At 58.9% G+C, this 13757-nt stretch carries 17 protein-coding genes and 2 pseudogenes; 4 read left to right on the top strand and 15 right to left on the bottom strand.

Features of this window, described 5'->3' with window-relative positions; translation table 11 throughout:
- Positions 1-5: 5 nt before the first annotated feature.
- The 6 genes from FHT79_RS25770 to FHT79_RS25745 all read right to left on the bottom strand — a co-directional run bounded on the left by FHT79_RS25770 (position 6) and on the right by FHT79_RS25745 (position 5273).
- A complete protein-coding gene (locus tag FHT79_RS25770; protein WP_028759008.1) occupies positions 6-731 on the bottom strand; it encodes an SDR family oxidoreductase in 726 nt (241 codons plus the stop codon).
- The gene (locus tag FHT79_RS25765) at positions 715-1020 is read right to left on the bottom strand and encodes a hypothetical protein (RefSeq protein ID WP_246714055.1); all 306 of its coding nucleotides are present in this window, start codon (positions 1018-1020) and stop codon (positions 715-717) included. Before FHT79_RS25765 ends, FHT79_RS25770 begins: the two co-directional genes overlap by 17 nt.
- Positions 1021-1093: 73 nt before the next feature.
- Entirely contained in the window at positions 1094-2686 is a 1593-nt protein-coding gene (locus tag FHT79_RS25760) for a GMC family oxidoreductase (protein ID WP_028759006.1), read from the bottom strand.
- A complete protein-coding gene (fabZ, locus tag FHT79_RS25755) occupies positions 2686-3132 on the bottom strand; it encodes a 3-hydroxyacyl-ACP dehydratase FabZ (RefSeq protein ID WP_174824469.1) in 447 nt (148 codons plus the stop codon). The genes FHT79_RS25760 and fabZ overlap by 1 nt, the downstream gene beginning before the upstream one ends.
- Before the next feature lie 465 nt (positions 3133-3597).
- The gene (locus FHT79_RS25750) at positions 3598-4263 is read right to left on the bottom strand and encodes a class I SAM-dependent methyltransferase (RefSeq protein ID WP_063474007.1); all 666 of its coding nucleotides are present in this window, start codon (positions 4261-4263) and stop codon (positions 3598-3600) included.
- A gap of 128 nt (positions 4264-4391) precedes the next feature.
- Positions 4392-5273 carry an alpha/beta hydrolase-fold protein gene (locus FHT79_RS25745; RefSeq protein ID WP_183904436.1) on the bottom strand — a complete coding sequence of 294 codons (882 nt, stop codon included), beginning with the start codon at positions 5271-5273 and terminating at the stop codon, positions 4392-4394.
- An 18-nt stretch (positions 5274-5291) separates the two neighbouring features.
- On the opposite strand from FHT79_RS25745, the gene FHT79_RS25740 reads away from it, so the two are divergent.
- On the top strand, positions 5292-5495 hold the full coding sequence (locus FHT79_RS25740; RefSeq protein ID WP_183904435.1) for a CopG family transcriptional regulator: 204 nt from the start codon (positions 5292-5294) through the stop codon (positions 5493-5495).
- A 71-nt stretch (positions 5496-5566) separates the two neighbouring features.
- On the opposite strand, the gene FHT79_RS25735 is transcribed toward FHT79_RS25740, so the two are convergent.
- The 5 genes from FHT79_RS25735 to FHT79_RS25715 form a co-directional block, all read right to left on the bottom strand.
- Positions 5567-6292: an amino acid ABC transporter ATP-binding protein gene (locus FHT79_RS25735; RefSeq protein WP_047613813.1), complete on the bottom strand. Its 726-nt coding sequence runs from the start codon at positions 6290-6292 to the stop codon at positions 5567-5569.
- Positions 6270-6929, bottom strand: a complete 660-nt coding sequence (locus tag FHT79_RS25730; protein ID WP_047613811.1) for an amino acid ABC transporter permease — start codon at positions 6927-6929, stop codon at positions 6270-6272. The genes FHT79_RS25735 and FHT79_RS25730 overlap by 23 nt, the downstream gene beginning before the upstream one ends.
- A complete protein-coding gene (locus tag FHT79_RS25725) occupies positions 6926-7597 on the bottom strand; it encodes an amino acid ABC transporter permease (protein WP_183904434.1) in 672 nt (223 codons plus the stop codon). The genes FHT79_RS25730 and FHT79_RS25725 overlap by 4 nt, the downstream gene beginning before the upstream one ends.
- Before the next feature lie 80 nt (positions 7598-7677).
- Entirely contained in the window at positions 7678-8463 is a 786-nt protein-coding gene (locus tag FHT79_RS25720; protein ID WP_047616947.1) for a transporter substrate-binding domain-containing protein, read from the bottom strand.
- A 3-nt stretch (positions 8464-8466) separates the two neighbouring features.
- Positions 8467-9210 (bottom strand): GntR family transcriptional regulator, encoded by a 744-nt coding sequence (locus FHT79_RS25715; RefSeq protein ID WP_168333338.1) that lies wholly within the window; start codon positions 9208-9210, stop codon positions 8467-8469.
- 202 nt (positions 9211-9412) lie between these two features.
- Between FHT79_RS25715 and FHT79_RS25710 the strand changes: the two are divergent.
- Both FHT79_RS25710 and FHT79_RS25705 read left to right on the top strand, forming a co-directional pair.
- Positions 9413-9544, top strand: a pseudogene (locus FHT79_RS25710) (prevent-host-death protein); the annotation flags it as partial.
- Positions 9541-9934: pseudogene (locus FHT79_RS25705) on the top strand (type II toxin-antitoxin system VapC family toxin). The pseudogenes FHT79_RS25710 and FHT79_RS25705, both read left to right, overlap by 4 nt.
- Positions 9935-10112: 178 nt before the next feature.
- On the opposite strand, the gene FHT79_RS25700 reads toward FHT79_RS25705, so the two are convergent.
- The 4 genes from FHT79_RS25700 to FHT79_RS25685 all read right to left on the bottom strand — a co-directional run bounded on the left by FHT79_RS25700 (position 10113) and on the right by FHT79_RS25685 (position 13182).
- Positions 10113-10883 (bottom strand): amino acid ABC transporter ATP-binding protein, encoded by a 771-nt coding sequence (locus FHT79_RS25700; protein WP_183904433.1) that lies wholly within the window; start codon positions 10881-10883, stop codon positions 10113-10115.
- A 12-nt stretch (positions 10884-10895) separates the two neighbouring features.
- The gene (locus FHT79_RS25695; RefSeq protein ID WP_028758971.1) at positions 10896-11555 is read right to left on the bottom strand and encodes an amino acid ABC transporter permease; all 660 of its coding nucleotides are present in this window, start codon (positions 11553-11555) and stop codon (positions 10896-10898) included.
- A 6-nt stretch (positions 11556-11561) separates the two neighbouring features.
- Positions 11562-12224, bottom strand: coding sequence for an amino acid ABC transporter permease (locus tag FHT79_RS25690; RefSeq protein WP_028758972.1), 663 nt, complete (start codon positions 12222-12224; stop codon positions 11562-11564).
- Between the two features lie 118 nt (positions 12225-12342).
- On the bottom strand, positions 12343-13182 hold the full coding sequence (locus FHT79_RS25685) for a transporter substrate-binding domain-containing protein (RefSeq protein ID WP_028758973.1): 840 nt from the start codon (positions 13180-13182) through the stop codon (positions 12343-12345).
- A gap of 431 nt (positions 13183-13613) precedes the next feature.
- Here FHT79_RS25685 and FHT79_RS25680 point away from each other — a divergent pair, with 431 nt between their 5' ends.
- Positions 13614-13757, top strand: coding sequence for a hypothetical protein (locus FHT79_RS25680; RefSeq protein ID WP_179867815.1), 144 nt, complete (start codon positions 13614-13616; stop codon positions 13755-13757).

The raw sequence follows: 13757 nt of genomic DNA, 5'->3' as shown, positions 1-13757 counted from the left end.
GCGATTCAATGCAGCCCCCTGTCCAGCCGCAGGATCTGTCCGGTCATCTTTGATGATGCATCGGACACCAGATAGGCGACAAGTTCGGCCACGTCGGCCGCTTCGACCACTCCCTGCAATGCCGATCGCTCATCCAACGCTGTTCTTGCTTTCTCGTCCATCTGAAGAGCCATATCGGTTTCGACCACCGCGGGCGCAATGGCGTTGACGCGAATCCCGAATGGCCCCAGCTCGGTCGCCATCACCTTTGTGGCGTGGATCAGCGCAGCTTTGCTGCCCCCATAAGCGAGCGTTCCCGCGTCTGAAAGCAGTCCGGCGGTCGATGCGATATTGACGATGGAGCCCGCCTTCGCGCGCACCATTCTCTTCGCCACATATTGAGAAAACAGAATCTGGTTGAAGTAATTGACGTCGAATATCCGTTTCAGATCCTGGATTGAAACCATGGAAAACAGCCCGCCGGCAGCGACACCAGCGCAATTCACCAGCGCATCGATGCGCTGGTATTGCCGGTGAAGTGCCTGGGCACATTCCTTCACCGAATTAGGGTCGGCGAGATCGAGCTGGAAGAAGCGGACATCGCCTTCATCACCCGTCGGAAGCGCCGGAGACGGATGGCGGCTGCAGGCAGCGACTGAAAAACCGTCCCCGACCAGCTTGCGAACAACGGCGAGACCTATACCTCTGCTGCCGCCTGTTACGACCGCAACGCGTTCAGGATCGTTCGGCATCTGCAAGCCCTCCGCAATTGGCGATCACCGGTTCCAGGAGATCATAGTCGATATCGTCCATAACGGTCCGGTTCGGGAAAAGCGGAACCGGTTTGCCGGTGAGTGCCCTGGAAACGGCCGGCGTCGAAAAATAGAGGACCACCGCTTGCTCTGTGAAATGATCGACCAGATCCGGTGCGCCACTTCGCAGCGCCTTGAGCAAGACATTGACGTCCTCCGGCCATGCGGCCTCCGTCTCCTTCAGAATCAATGCATCAATCTCGGCCAGACCGGCAAACCGCTCTTCCAAGCGCGCGGCCGCAATTGCATCGAATGCCGGGACCGACCTTTCTGGTTCACCGGGAAACATCCTTGCCAGCAGTTTATAGAATGGTCTGTCTGACACGTTCATCGATACGATCCGAAAGGAGAAGGGCAACTGCCTGAATGGTATTGGCAGGATTAACGCAGGAACCGGTGACGAAGACGCTGGAGTCGATCACGTAGAGGTTGTCGGTATCGTGAACTTTTCCCGATGGATCGACGACGGAGTGCTGCGGATCGTCGCCCATCCGCGCGGTTCCGAGCAGATGCCATCCGGTGTTGCGGACCGGGCCATAGGCCGAACTTCTCACGGCTCCCGCCGCCGCCATGAGTTCGCGCCCGCGGGTCATGCCGCGCACCATCATCTTTTTCGTATTTTCGTGCAGCTTGTAGTGAACCTTGATGCCCGGATCTCCGAAACGATCCTGTCGTGTTTCGTCCAGCTCGATCCTATTCTCCACCTCCGGCAGATCTTCGCAGATGATCGCCACAACGAGTTGCTTGCCGTAGAGCGCATCGAAATCGCCATAGATATCGCTCCCGAAACGCAGCTTGCGTTTGCCGAGCGCAGACATCGCCGTCTCGACAGGGCCCGTGCCCCGCAATGCATGCATCATATAACCAAGCTTGTATCCCGCCTCTTGCGAACGGTAAAACTGCAGGCTGTAAAGCATGCACCCCTGCGGGCCGGCGTCCGTGTCCATCCGCTCGGCAAAGATGCCTTCCACATAACCAAGCGGATGGATCATCAGATTGCGGCCGACGAGACCCATCGTATTGCCGATCCCTGTCGGGCGCTCGGCATTCCTCGAGTTGAGGAGAATGCGCGGCGTACCGATAGCGCTTGAAGCAAGGATGATGTTGTCGGCGTGAAACGCATGGCGCTCGCCGTTCGCATCAAAACCCTCGACACCGTAGGCCGCACCGTCCTTGACAAGGACGCGCGACACAGCGAATTCGGGAACAATTGTTAGTCCTTGCCTCAAGGCATCCGCCAGATAGGTATTGTCGGCACTCGCCTTGGCCCCTTGCGGGCAGCCCGTGTTACAAGGGCCAAGGTTGAGACAGGCACTGCGCCCGCCCTTGTCCCGCGTGGCGATTGCGGCAAAGCTTGGCCACCAGTGCCAGCGTTTTTCATTGAACGCCCGAGCGAGCCGGGCACCCGCCACGCCAAGCGGCACAGGCGGAAGCGCCTCCTCGATGTGCGGATAATAGGGATCGCCGACGAGACCGGACATGCCCATCTGGCGTTCGTTCAACGCGAAATACGGCATCAGATCGGCATAGCTCAGCGGCCAGTCCTCACCGAGGCCCTCGTTGGTCTTCAACGTGAAATCAGGTTCAAGAAACCGTGGAAAATGACCGGAATACAACACCGTTGAACCACCAACAGCGTTGAAGTTGCATACCGCAATCGGGGAATCTGCGTCGTCAACCGGGTAATCGAAACGGTTCTGCCGTTCTGCAATTGCTGGATTGAACTCCGCCCTCTTTCGGATCTCCCAGTCCGGGCCTGTGGATGGGTAACTGGAGGGCTCCATCCGCGGGCCGCGGTCAAGGCACAGCACCCGATATCCCTTCGACGTCAACCGCCAGGCCGCTGCCGCTCCCGCGGCCCCGGCTCCGACAATGATGAAGTGGAAACGGTCCATTATTTCGGAAGAAACTGCTCTAGGATTTCCGGTATCGTAATCAACATATCGGCCTCGCAAGCGATCGTGCCGTTGGTATAGCCCGTCGCGTGACCCTTACATATGCCGCGTCGCCAGCTGTCCACGTAAGCCTCGATCTGCAGGCACTCTCCCGGCAGAACTTCCTTGCGAAACCGCACCGTGTGCTGAAGCGCATGTGTGACCATCCCCTTCAGCCCTTCCTGCGTGGTGATCGCGACGGTGAGCATCTGCGCCATCGCCTCAAGCTGCAGCGCGCCGGGCATGTTCGGACGGCCGGGAAAGTGAATGGGAAAATACCACTCGTTGTTGGAGAGGTTCTTGTAGCCCTTTGCATATTTACCTGGCTCGACATCGGTGACGCAGTCGATCATCAGGAAAGGATATCGATTTGGCTGATAATCCTTCAGCGCTTCCGCGTTCAACATGAATCCCAATGTTCTTACTCCTGTCTGACAGCTAAATTCAGCATATGCGGCAGCACGATCCTGGATAAGCAATGTTCATTGATCTGACTCGCGAAGTGAAGGCGTACTGCGACTTAGCAAGCCAACCCTGCCGCAGGCTTGCGCAGAAACCCCGCCCAACTTGCGCTGCAAAGGCGCCTATAGGCTGGTTTCACCAGCCAGTGTGGCTCTCATTGAGAACGAGAACAACGGCTTATCAAAGCAAACGAACTCATGCTTCCGGAGTGCCGTCAGCTATACCGAAAATGCGATAACCGTCGATGTCATGGATTGCAATGGTGCGCCTACCAGCGCATCGGCCCGAAAATCGGAATCGATTTTCGGGCCGATGCGAGGATTGAAAGTGTTAGGGCGTCTTAGGCAGCTCACGAAAGCTGGCTGAGGGTAAAGACAGAATGCTCGCCGGCGTTCGAGAAGCGGGGAATTTCACTCGCCCTTTCGCTTTCGCAGGACATAGCTGCTCTCGTACTCCGGCAATTGACCCAAAACATCATAATTTTCGAATAGGCCCGCTGCACCTATTCTATCTACGGCGGGTCCTACTTCTGGTGAATGGGCAAAATCGCCATAGTCGTCGAAGACGATATACCCACCAGGTACGACAAATCGCTCATAAAGAAGGAAATCTGCCCATACATTCTCGCTCGCATGACCGCCATCGATATGCAAAATCTTGAACCGTTTGGTGGCCTGAAGCGTGCGCTCGATGGCATTTTGCGAGTAGCCTCTTACCAAAATGCAGGTTCTATAAAGAACATTGCGAAAATAATCGACTTCTTGAAGTTGCCCTGGCAATTCGAATGGATCGATTCCAACGAGTTTTGTCGAAGGCGACGAAAGCCTTTGCATAAAGGCGAGAGACTTGCCTTTCCAGACGCCGATCTCAACGATGTCTCCCTCGAGTGAGGCCACGTCGATACTGAGAAATCCCAAAAGCTTCACGTAGGAATGAAAGGACAATTCTGTTCGGGACATGTACTTGACTGGCATCGCGGCATAAGCTGCGGCAAAATCTGTCTCCAGCTTATCCCATTCATTGTCGACGCGTGCCCGCACTGCAGGGTCCGTCATCAGCGTTATTAGACTATCCATTACCCAGTCCCCTGCCAGATTTTTTGCCATTTCTTCGATGTGTTATTGCTCTGATTCTGTCAATATGGAGTGCCCCCACCAACTCCCGAGGGGAGGCCATTTCGCCGATGAAGCCTTTGCAGAGAGCGTTATCTGTCGGCCAAATCCTGGACGGCGAACGCAATGCTCACCGCGCGATTGACGGCCGCCGCAAGAACCGACATATGGGTCTCGCCGGCATACAGCTCGAATTCGGTACGCAATCCGTCGGCGGTGCCGTTTAATCGCTCCGCCATCTCCCGCGCCAGGAGGACGGTCCGCTCGATCTTCCTCTTCTCCAGACGTGTCGCGGCATCCTCGTTCCGGTACTGGAAGGGTGCCAGCTCATCGCCTTCGTGTTCTCCGGCGGACAAATGCAGGAAGGATGCCTTTCCCGGTATGACTTGGCGGTTCGCCTCATTCTTGAGAATTTCACTGTTCTCCCAATAGATGGTTGGGCTGGCGGCAATCCAGTTGGCAAACAGACTTGGACGCTCGAACAGGCCATAGAGAGTAAAGAGGCCGCCGAAGGAATGTCCGAAAAGCGATCGGCGCGTCGGATCCAGGATCGCCATCTCCGCAATCCGCGGTATGAGTTCGTCCTCGATGAAATCCAGCAGTTTACCGGTCCCTCCGATGACAACCGGCGGACCGCCCTCAACGAAGGGCGGATAGGATTTCACCGGCGGAGGCCCGAGATCCCAAGACCGGCGGAGCGGATCATAGGGCGCGTCGCAGGGGTAGCCGATCGCCGCGATCACCCCCCAGCCGACATTCGTTCCCGTGGGATAAGGTGCCTGCGTGACCAAGCTGGCGACCGCGAAGGGGAAAGTGGCGTTGCCGTCGGTCAACACGAGAAGCGGCCATCCTTCCGCTGGTGGTCTCTCTGCCGGAATGGACAGGAATATGCGATAGGGCTCGCCGCCCGCGACAGGAGCCAGATCGAAAAAACACGTTCCGGGCATTGAATAGACGCTGGAAGGAATGGTCATGAGAATCGCCTTGTCGATATGCGCGCCAACGGGAAGAGCCAGTACACGATGCCGAGTGAATATCTGGACGCCCTTATTCGCGAAGATATGGCACGCGAAGAAGATGGCCGCTATGCCATATGCTCGCTGTTGCGGGCGGAAGAGGAATCCCGGCGCGGAGAAATGCTGCCCTTTCCGGCTCTGGATGCCGTCGACGCGGAACTGGATGAAGAGCTGCGCTAGTGGCTCAGTGCGTTCTCATCCTGCCGGCCGCACGACGCCGGCCGGCATAAGCGAGAGCGTGGCGTCGTTTCTTAACTGACGCCGAGGAATTGCTTCAGCTCTGCCGTCTGCGGATTGGCGAAGACTTCCTCCGGCCGGCCTGCTTCGTGGACCCGGCCCTGATGCATGAAGACGACACGGTTGCAGACGTCGCGGGCGAACTTCATCTCGTGGGTTACCATCAGCAGTGTCATGCCCTCGGCGGCAAGCTCGCGCACGACGGCCAGAACTTCGGCGACCAGTTCCGGATCCAGCGCGGAAGTGATTTCGTCACAGAGAAGGGCTGCCGGCTGCATGGCGAGCGCGCGGGCGATGGCGACGCGCTGCTGCTGGCCACCCGAGAGCTCGTCCGGATAGGCGTCGAACCTGTGGCCCAGCCCCACCCGCTCCAGCATCTTGCGGGCGGTGGCTTCGGCTTCGGCCTTCGGGGTCTTCTTGACCACGGTCTGCGACAGCATGACGTTGCCGCCAACCGTCAGGTGCGGGAAGAGGTTGAACTGCTGAAAGATCATGCCGACCTTGAGGCGCAAGGCCTTCAGATGCACTTCGTCATCGAGGAGCTGCGCGCCGGCCACGGAGATCGAGCCGTCGGTGATGGTCTCCAGGCCGTTGATGCAGCGAAGCAGGGTCGATTTCCCCGAGCCGCTCTTGCCGATAATGGCGATGACTTCGCCAGCCTCGACATCGAGATTGATGCCCTTCAGCACCTCGGTGGTTCCATAGCTCTTGCGGACTTCAGTGATTTCGATGAGCGACATTGAGCTTCCTTTCCAGGATCTGGCTGCTTTTCGACAAAGGCCAGCAGAGGGCGAAATAGATGAGGGCGACGAGCCCGTAGACGGTGAAGGGCTGGAAGGTGGCATTGGTGACCACGGTGCCGGCTTTCGACAGTTCGACGAAGCCGATGATCGAGGTCAGCGCCGTACCTTTGACGATTTGAACGGAGAAACCGACCGTGGGCGGTATGGCGACCCTCAGCGCCTGGGGCAAGATGACGTAGCGCATCTGCTGCAGCCGTCCCATGCCAAGGCTGGCGGAGGCTTCCCATTGCCCCTTGGCGACCGCTTCGACGCAGCCGCGCCAGATCTCGGCGAGGAAGGCAGCACTCCACAGGATGAGCGCCAAACCTGCGGCAAGCCAGGCCGGCACGTCGATCCCGAAGAGGCCGAGGCCGAAAAAGGCGATGAAGAGCTGCATCAGCAGCGGCGTGCCCTGGAAGAGCTCGATATAATATTTCGCGATTGCCCTGAATGCCTTGCGCTTGCTGATGCGCAGGAACAGCAGCCCCAGTCCGACCACGCTGCCGCCGATGAACGAGACGAGCGAAAGCAGGATCGTCCAGCGGGTGGCGAGCAGCAGGTTGCGCAGGATGTCCCAGAGTGTGAACTCGATCATCGTGCCGCCCTCCTCGGGAAAATGAACCCGCCGACCACTCCCAGCAGCTGCCGGAGCAGGATTGCCAGGACGAGATAGATTGAGGTCGAGACGATGTAGGCCTCGAAGGCGCGGAAGGTTCGTGATTGTATGAAGTTCGCTGCAAAGGTCAGATCCTCGGCGGCGATCTGCGACACGACCGATGAGCCGAGCATGACGATGACGACCTGCGACGATAGCGCCGGCCAGATGCGCTGCAGTGACGGCACGAGAACGACATGGCGGAAGGTTTCGAAGCGCGTCATGGCGAGGCTCTCGCCTGCCTCGAACTGGCCCTTCGGGGTCGCCTGGATGCCCGCACGGATAATTTCGCAGCTATAGGCGCCGAGGTTGATGACCATCGCGAGATTGGCGGCCGTCAGTTCGGGAAGCTGGAGGCCGAGCGACGGCAGACCGAAAAAGATGAAAAAGAGTTGGATCAGAAAGGGCGTGTTGCGGATCAGTTCGACATAGGTCGCAACGACAGGTTTCAGCCAGGCCGGGCCGAGTGCGCGCACCCAGGCGCAGAAGATGCCGAGTGCAATGCCGAGCACGCTGCCGATCGCGATAAGCTCCAGGGTGACCAGTATGCCCTTGATGATTTCAGGGTAATATTGCAGCAGCCAGCCAAATTCGAAATGATAGCTCAAGGAATTGTCCCCTCTTGCGGTGACCGAGCGTCACGTCATCCCGCGTGCGGGCGCGGGATGACGTTGGTAAGACCGGGTCCTTAGAGATCCGACGGGAGATCAGCGCCGAGCCACTTCTGCGATATGGCGTTGAGCGATCCATCGGTTTTGGCGGCGGCGATAATACCGTTCACCTTCTCCAGAAGCGCCGCCTGCTCCTTGTTGAGGCCGATGTAGCAGGGCGAATTCTTGATGAGGAACTTCAGCTCAGGGCGCTTGGGAGGATTTTTGGCGAGGATCGCAGCGGCCACGACGTTGCCGGTGGCGATGGTGTCGACCTGGCCGGACAGGAAGGCGGAGATGGTGCCGTTATTGTCCTCGTAGCGCTTGATCGTCGCATCGGCCGGCGCGATCTTCGTCAGTTCGAGGTCCTCCACGGCGCCGCGCGTGACGCCGATGCTCTTGCCCGCAAGATCCTCCGCCTTGGCTATCGAAAGATCGGCCGGCGCGAACACGCCATTGAAGAAGGGGGCATAGGCTGTCGAGAAATCGATCACCTTTTCGCGCTCCGCATTCTTGCCGAGGCTCGATATGACCAGATCGACTTTGTTCGTCTGCAGATAGGGGACGCGGTTGGCGCTGGTGACCGGCACGAGTTCGGTCTTGACGCCCAGCTTTTCGGCAATGAGATTGGCCACATCGATATCGTAGCCCATCGGCGCCATATCGGTGCCGACGCTGCCGAAGGGCGGGAAATCCTGCGGGACGGCGACACGCAGCGTCCCGCGCGCCGTAATGTCGGCGAGAGCATCGGCGTAGGACGCCGAGCCGAAGCCGAAGGTTGCAGCCAGGGTCGCGATTGCGAAGAAGACTCGTCTTGTCAGCATGTTTCAATTGCTCCTTTGAAGTTGTGATTTTTTGGGTTTGACGGTTGGGGGGACGGTCCTGGGAGGAAGGGACAGGGAATTGCGCAGTTCCGAGAGCGGATCCGGACGCGCGGTGAGGTCGAGGCCCATTTCCACTTCGTCGAGATGTTCGACGGAGAGCTCCGCAGCTCTGCCGAAATCGCCCGCCTGCATCGCTTCGAAGATGCGGCAATGCCCTTCGTGAGACTGTGCCGCATGAAATTCAGACTGATAGAGCATCGAAATGAGGATCGTCCTCGCGGTGAGATCGCGCAGGATATCGACGATGATGGCGTTCCCGCTCAATTCTGCGATGCGGATGTGAAAATCGCCCATCAAATAGGTCAGGCGCTGGCGGTCGCCCGCAGTCATGGCGCTTTTTTCCTCGTTCAAATGCGCGTCGAGAGCTTTGTGTCCCTCGTCTGTCAGCACGCGCATGCTGCGCAGCAATCCGGCCTCGATGACGCGCCGCGCCTCATAGACCGCGATCGCCTCTTCGGCAGACGGCTCGACGACGAACCAGCCCCGTCTCGGACTGACATGTACGATGCCGCGTGTTTCCAGGCGCATCATGGCTTCGCGAACGCGGGTGCGGGATACGCCGAAAAGGCTTGCCAGCTGGTTTTCGCTGAGCCGCGTACCGGGCCTGATCTTGGCTGACAGAATCCCGGAAACGATCGTTTCCTCGATGGTCTTCTGCGTGGTCTCGGATGTCTGGCTATCTTGCATACAAGACAGAAAGCAAAGCGCGTGCCAAAATTCTGCGTTCAGGATTTCCAGGATATCTCGGATTCGGCGCCTGGAATTTGCACCCTGGGAATGCAGACTGAACGTAAATTGAGCGAGTGCCGGCAACTCGTTGTCAATCCGGATCGGCGCCGGCCGCCCAAAGCCCCTTCCCTCTCGAAAAGCTGCTTGCGGCAAGACCGGTTCGGCCGAGGAATGGCAGCGGAAGACCGCGCGCAAGGGAGCCCTTGCAGAGTTTCTGATGCAATCGCCTTTGCGTGGTGCCGATCTGGATCTCGAACGGCAGCGCGACGAACCGCGTGATCTCCACCTGTGAGACTTCTGCTGGCCACGAATGTGCCTTCCGAGGTGACGAGGCCGCGGCCCAATACACATGCCTTACAATGGCTGGACAGTCTCGATGAGGATCGCTCGTTCATCAGCGTTGTATCGATCGCGGAGATCCGGCGTGGCGGTGCATTGATGGAAAGCGGCCGGAAGCGCGACGTGCTGGCCGAATGGCTTGCCCAGGGCCTGCCAGCCGGTTGCGATAGGCTGGGGCGATTTGATGGGGTTCGCAAAGCGAAGCGGACGCGGCTTGTCGTCAATGGGCGGCCTGATTGCCGCCACCGCGATTGCTCACGATCTCACCCTCGCCGCCCGCAATATCAAGGATTTCGAGGGCTTTGGGATCGAGCTTGTCGATCCTTGGACCGAGCGCCCGTGACGATCCGCAGAGCGGAGCGCCGCGGGATCTTTAAGTTTTGTTTATGCAAATCGTTGTCCCAAACCGCTGCGCACTTTTGGGCGACATGCATTAGAGCATTTCCGTGGAAATGCTCTATCTCTTTGTTTTCACGCAATTCCGAACGCAAAACCGCTACGCACTTTTGCTGAATATTGCTCTAGTTGAAACTCGAGGTCTTGAGGAATTCCGCGAGCCGTTCGGTCTTCGGATGCACGAACATCTCCTTCGGATTGCCTTCCTCGCAGATGACGCCCTGGTTCATGAAGATGACGCGTGACGAAACGTCATAGGCAAAGCGCATCTCATGGGTGACGAGCAGCATGGTCATGCCGTCGGCGGCAAGCCCCTTGATGACCTGCAGCACTTCGCCCACCAGTTCCGGATCGAGTGCCGAGGTCACCTCATCGAACAGCATCAGCCTGGGCGACATGGCGATGGCGCGGGCGATCGCGACACGCTGCTGCTGGCCGCCGGAAAGCTGTCCGGGATAATGGTTCGCGCGGGCGGCAAGGCCGACACGATCGAGCCATTTCTCCGCGATGGCGCGAGCGTCCGGCTTCGTCATTTTCTTGACCTTGACGAGGCCGAGCATGACGTTTTCAGCGGCGCTCATATGCGGGAAGAGATTGAACTGCTGAAACGCCATGCCGGTCAGCGCGCGCTGTCGAGCGATTTCCTTCTCGCTTTTGCGTCGCCGCGTTGTCCCTTCCGCGCGGTAGCCGATCTCCTCGCCATCGAGGCGGATCGTGCCGCCCTGGAATTCCTCCAGCATGTTGATGCAGCGCAGCAGGGTGGTCTTTCCGGAGCCGGACGAGCCGATGATGGAAATGACTTCGCCTTCCTCCACGGCGCAATCGACGCCCTTGAGGACTTCGTGGATGCCGTAAGTCTTGCGCAGACCCTTGATGTCGAGAATGGTCTTGGCCATCGGGGGAGCTCCTCAGGACGGCAGGGCGGTCTTGCGCTCGACATATTTGCCGAAGTGCTCGATGCCGTAGTTGATGATGAAATAGAGACCGCCAGCCAGGAAATAGAACTGGAGGCTCATGAAATTGCGGGAGATGATTTCCTGCGTACGCAGGAGAAGCTCCGCGACGCCGATGACGGAGAGCAGCGTCGAGGCCTTCACCATCTCGGCCGCCGTATTCACCCAGGCCGGCAGGCACTGGCGCATGGCCTGCGGCCACAGCACCGAGGTGAAGGTCTGGGTAAAGGTCAGGCCGATCGCCTTGGCGGCTTCGGTTTGTCCCTTCGGGATCGCCTGAAGCGCTCCACGGACGATTTCGCCGACATGGGAGGAGCAGAAGATAGCAAGGGCGAGCACGCCTGCCGAGAACGGCCCGAGATCGAGGCCGACGGCGGCAGAGACGTAGTAGCTCGCCAGCACCAGCACGAGCACCGGCGTGCCGCGGATGATATCGGTATAGGCGCGCACGACCAGACGCAAAATGACGCCGCCGTAGACGAGCGCCAAGCCGACGAAAACGCCGAGCACGGAGCCCGCGAGGATGGCCAGCAGCGAGATCGACACGGTCACGCCGATGCCGTTCATGATGACGTAGCGAGCAATCCAGAGTTGTTCGAGAAAGGTGTGGGACATCAGGGTCTATCTCGGCAGGGCCAGACGGCGTTCGACGAAACGCATCACGGCGGCGATGAGGAAACAGGTCGCGACATAGAGGGCCGATGTGACCATCCAGGTTTCGATGACGCGGAAACTCTCGACATTGATCTTGCGGGCGGCAAAGGTCAGTTCCGGCACGGCGATGGCGGCGGCGAGCGAGGTGTCCTTGAAGAGCGAGATGATCGTCGAAGACAGCGATGGCAGCACGTTGCGCAGCATCAGCGGCGCGATGATGGAACTGCGGATCTGCATGCCCGTCAGGCCGATGGCAAGGCCAGCTTCCGTCAGTCCTCTTGGAATCGACAGCAGTCCGGCACGGAACACCTCGGCCAGATAGGCGCCGGAATAGAGGGATAGAACCAGGACGAAGCTTTTTATCTTGTCAAGGCGCAGGCCCATCTGCGGCAGCGCGAAAAAGGCGAAAAGCACCAGGACAAGAATCGGCAGGTTGCGAATGACAGTGACATAGGCCCGGGCCGGCACGACCGCAAAGCGGCTCTTGGAGGTCAGTGCGAAGGCCACGACGAGACCGATCACGGCTCCGATCAGGATCGAGATCACCGCGAGGCCGAGACTGAGCGCAAGCCCGCTCAAAAGAAAATCGAAATTGCGCCAGACGGCCGAGAAATTCAAAGTGTAACCCATACGGGCTGCCCTTTCAGATCAGAGCATGATGCCGAGAAGTGTGAACAGTTTTCGGACGACGTCACACTCTCACTCTTTAATCGAGCGGAGCGGGAGCAAGTCCCGCTCCGCATGGATGTTACTTGAACTCGACGGGAAAGCCGATCTGCGGCGGCGTTAGATCCTTGCCGAACCAGGTCTTGAAGGACTTGGCGTAAAAGTCGAACTCAACGCCGGTCATGGCTTCGTGCAGGGCGGTGTTGACGAAGTTCAGCCAATCCTGATCGCCGCGCTTGACGGCGCAGGCATAGGTCTGCGGGTTCCAGCCGTAGCCGGCATCCTTATAGCGGCCCGGATTCTGCGTCATGTACCAGGCGAGCGACGACTGGTCGGTGGCGACTGCATCGGCACGTCCCGACTCCAGCGCCTGGTAGATCAGGTCGACGGATTCGTACTGGTCGACGGTCGCCTCCGGCAAGGCCGCATGCACCATGGCCTCGGCATAGACGTTCTGAAGGACGGAGATGGTGACGGAGGAGCCGGCGGCCTTGAGGGCGGCGTAATCGGCATATTTTCCGTCCGCTTTCAGCATCAGGCCCACGCCTTCGCGATAATAAGGAATGGTGAAGGCAACCTGCTGGGCGCGCTCGCCGGTAACGGTCATGAACTGGCAGGTGATGTCGACCTTGTCAGTGGTGATGTTCGGGATGCGGGCGTCTGAGGACTGGTTCACATACTCGATCTTTTCAGGATCGCCGAAGAGGGCCTTGGCGATGATATGGCCCATGTCGACGTCGAAGCCCTGAAGCTTGTCGTCGGCGCTCTTGAAGTGCCAGGGCGCATTGGTGCTGCCCGTGCCGAGGACGAGGTGGCCGCGGGCCAGCACTTCATCGAGCTTGCTGCCTTCAGCCAGCGCAGGCGTGGACAACAGGGCGGCAGCGATCAGCGACAGCACGCCGGTGCGAAAGGAAATGGTCATGGCGTTCCCCTTAATGGATGTTTCCAGCTAATCCAATATACCGGACACATGTCTATTTTATTGGATGGACTTATCAAGTGCCATCAAGGAGAAATTGTCAATGGGGCATGCCGAAAAAACGCGCAGTGGCGCGCGTGGCGATTTTTTCGGCAGTGCAGCATTTCCCTCTTGTTTCAGAGGTTCACCGCCATGACCTTGCCGCCAGCGACTTGGCGGTCATTGGCGGGTTTCATTTTCGGGTTGAAGGAGGTCGAAGATGCAGCCCTTGGAGCCGGCGCCTCACGATCCGGCTGCCTTGCGCCTTCTCGCCATATGGTCGCGGCTAGATCGAGCTGGCCCGGAGGCTCCCGCCCTTCCCCAACGAATCCACGCCGCTGCCGCTCGCAAGGCACGTTGATTTTGGAAAGATGCTGCCGAGCCGGAGGAATGTTATGAGCGCCGCCGAGTTCATCGAGATCGTCACGCGCTCTATGATGCCAATCGATACCGATTATGTCGGAGAGGATTTCCGCTCCAATCCGGAGCTGCCGCCGCTTGCGTCACCGACAGCCATCCAGGCATCGCGAACGGCCTGA

The organism is Rhizobium sp. BK212 (assembly GCF_014197475.1).
GTDB lineage: Bacteria > Pseudomonadota > Alphaproteobacteria > Rhizobiales > Rhizobiaceae > Rhizobium > Rhizobium anhuiense.
This window is presented reverse-complemented; position numbering and strand designations above follow the sequence as displayed.

Coding starts and splice junctions, on each gene's coding strand:
- FHT79_RS25770 (WP_028759008.1), bottom strand. CDS start 731: ATGCCGAACGATCCTGAACGCGTTGCGGTCGTAACAGGCGGCAGCAGA.
- FHT79_RS25760 (WP_028759006.1), bottom strand. CDS start 2,686: ATGGACCGTTTCCACTTCATCATTGTCGGAGCCGGGGCCGCGGGAGCG.
- fabZ (WP_174824469.1), bottom strand. CDS start 3,132: ATGTTGAACGCGGAAGCGCTGAAGGATTATCAGCCAAATCGATATCCT.
- FHT79_RS25750 (WP_063474007.1), bottom strand. CDS start 4,263: ATGGATAGTCTAATAACGCTGATGACGGACCCTGCAGTGCGGGCACGC.
- FHT79_RS25745 (WP_183904436.1), bottom strand. CDS start 5,273: ATGACCATTCCTTCCAGCGTCTATTCAATGCCCGGAACGTGTTTTTTC.
- FHT79_RS25740 (WP_183904435.1), top strand. CDS start 5,292: ATGCGCGCCAACGGGAAGAGCCAGTACACGATGCCGAGTGAATATCTG.
- FHT79_RS25735 (WP_047613813.1), bottom strand. CDS start 6,292: ATGTCGCTCATCGAAATCACTGAAGTCCGCAAGAGCTATGGAACCACC.
- FHT79_RS25730 (WP_047613811.1), bottom strand. CDS start 6,929: ATGATCGAGTTCACACTCTGGGACATCCTGCGCAACCTGCTGCTCGCC.
- FHT79_RS25720 (WP_047616947.1), bottom strand. CDS start 8,463: ATGCTGACAAGACGAGTCTTCTTCGCAATCGCGACCCTGGCTGCAACC.
- FHT79_RS25715 (WP_168333338.1), bottom strand. CDS start 9,210: ATGCAAGATAGCCAGACATCCGAGACCACGCAGAAGACCATCGAGGAA.
- FHT79_RS25700 (WP_183904433.1), bottom strand. CDS start 10,883: ATGGCCAAGACCATTCTCGACATCAAGGGTCTGCGCAAGACTTACGGC.
- FHT79_RS25695 (WP_028758971.1), bottom strand. CDS start 11,555: ATGTCCCACACCTTTCTCGAACAACTCTGGATTGCTCGCTACGTCATC.
- FHT79_RS25690 (WP_028758972.1), bottom strand. CDS start 12,224: ATGGGTTACACTTTGAATTTCTCGGCCGTCTGGCGCAATTTCGATTTT.
- FHT79_RS25685 (WP_028758973.1), bottom strand. CDS start 13,182: ATGACCATTTCCTTTCGCACCGGCGTGCTGTCGCTGATCGCTGCCGCC.
- FHT79_RS25680 (WP_179867815.1), top strand. CDS start 13,614: ATGAGCGCCGCCGAGTTCATCGAGATCGTCACGCGCTCTATGATGCCA.